This is a genomic window from Wohlfahrtiimonas populi (assembly GCF_002006795.1).
Lineage (GTDB): Bacteria > Pseudomonadota > Gammaproteobacteria > Cardiobacteriales > Wohlfahrtiimonadaceae > Wohlfahrtiimonas > Wohlfahrtiimonas populi.
Map to the genome: position 1 here is coordinate 1 of NZ_MVDN01000041.1, position 1,350 is coordinate 1,350.

The window sequence follows — 1,350 nt, forward strand, 5'->3', positions numbered from 1 at the left end:
TTTATGTTGGAAGAGAAATAGATGGCATAGACGAACAATTTATTAACACAATGGGAACTAATAACATCATAGCCTTACGGTATGACGATGAATATATAGTTATGCCAGAAAAATTGGGGATAAAAATTATCACGGATTGGTGTGCTGAAAATGCAACGAATCCAGAGATCCCCACTTTATGTGAACAATTAAAACAAAAATATGAAGTGGAATGATTTGAAAATTAATTAAAGTGTGCAAACAATGAATAGCTAAACATAGAAAACATAATATTTTTAGTTTTTTCTGCTGTTTTGAGGATTACCCTACGATCTAATATGGTTGAAAGGAAGCTAAATAATGGGGATTTTGAAAGATGATCCAAGATGGGGTACTGAAGATTTATATATTTGTTATGATTTTGAGGAAGTAATGTATCGTTGGAGTTATATTGATAGAAAACAGTACCAAAAATTTTATAATGGACCTAATAACCAAGAGCAAGAAGTTCCTTATAATCAAAGATTATTTACAGATGCAATAATGTATGGCGAAGAAATTACTAAAGAAGAATATGAGCAAGGAAAACTTAAAAGTGAGTGATTAAAAAGACTTATTACAAGTAGCCTTACATATTGCTTTTGAAGCACATAAAAATCAAATGGACAAAGGCGGAATGCCATATATCCTTCATCCCATGCGATTAATGTTTCAGTTTAGTGAAAAAAACTTAAAAATCATCGCCTTATTACATGATGTGCTAGAAGATAGTAGTTTTACTGAAAATGATTTAAATAATGCTGGCTTTAGTAAAGAGATTATTAATGCACTGATTGCATTAACACGTAAAAACGAGGAAAGCTATCAAGAATTTATTGAGCGAATAGCAGTCAATGATCTTGCACGATTAGTTAAAATTGCAGACATTAAAGATAATCTTGATATCACTCGTTTATCAACACTCAATGACAAAAATATTGAGCGCATCAAAAAATACCATAGCGCTTTAGTATTTTTAGAAAAAATATAAAATTTCCTTGTTGTTCTAGCACTATTATTAACTAAAGCTGATTATGTGGAAGGTGCTAGCCAACTTTCTAAGTTGAGTGAATATCGACAAATTAGCAATATGTTTGATGTTAATCCAGCATCCATCAAGCTAACTTTAGAAAATCCTGCGTTAAAAGTGGAATTACCTTCTAATTACTACATTGATAGAGCATTAGAACGCTTGATGTTAACTAAAGAAGAATTTATTACCCTGAAAAACACCCCAACCGAATCGTTAACACAACAGCAAATTTCACAACTTAAATTAGTCCGTGAAGCAGTGCCAACATTGACAGTTGAAAGCCCGTTGCAAAAAGTATT

The 1,350-nt window shown here is 31.6% G+C and carries 4 protein-coding genes; all 4 read left to right on the forward strand.

The genetic code is table 11. The features are described from left to right. Positions 1-215 (forward strand): hypothetical protein (locus tag BZK16_RS14365; protein ID WP_158076873.1); only part of this gene is annotated, 215 nt, incomplete at its 5' end. A gap of 124 nt (positions 216-339) precedes the next feature. After that, positions 340-582: a hypothetical protein gene (locus tag BZK16_RS13845; RefSeq protein ID WP_077929465.1), complete on the forward strand. Its 243-nt coding sequence runs from the start codon at positions 340-342 to the stop codon at positions 580-582. A 103-nt stretch (positions 583-685) separates the two neighbouring features. After that, positions 686-1,009, forward strand: a complete 324-nt coding sequence (locus tag BZK16_RS13850; RefSeq protein ID WP_233145318.1) for a GTP pyrophosphokinase — start codon at positions 686-688, stop codon at positions 1,007-1,009. Between the two features lie 45 nt (positions 1,010-1,054). Continuing rightward, a partial coding sequence (locus BZK16_RS13855) for a hypothetical protein (protein WP_143691206.1) occupies positions 1,055-1,350 on the forward strand: 296 nt, incomplete at its 3' end.